This is a genomic window from Brenneria tiliae (assembly GCF_023347575.1).
GTDB classification, from domain to species: domain Bacteria; phylum Pseudomonadota; class Gammaproteobacteria; order Enterobacterales; family Enterobacteriaceae; genus Brenneria; species Brenneria corticis.
In genome coordinates, this window is record NZ_JAKPCB010000054.1 from 1 (window position 1) to 334 (window position 334).

General features: G+C 52.7%; 1 rRNA gene. It reads right to left on the bottom strand.

The features are described from left to right. Positions 1–334: ribosomal RNA gene (locus MFP24_RS00270) — 23S ribosomal RNA — on the bottom strand; the annotation flags it as partial.

The following is a 334-nucleotide window of genomic DNA, read 5'->3' on the forward strand; positions in this document are numbered from 1 at the left end:
GGCGTGCGGGTTTTTCACCCGCATTATCGTTACTTATGTCAGCATTCGCACTTCTGATACCTCCAGCAGCCCTCACAGGCCACCTTCAACGGCTTACAGAACGCTCCCCTACCCAACGAACGTATCCCTAAGCCAACTCGACTTTGTCGGACGCATTGATGTCGCTTCGCTCCATCAATCGTTATCCACAACGCTGAATTGTCTTGGGTGATACGTTCGCTGCCGCAGCTTCGGTGCATGGTTTAGCCCCGTTACATCTTCCGCGCAGGCCGACTCGACCAGTGAGCTATTACGCTTTCTTTAAATGATGGCTGCTTCTAAGCCAACATCCTGG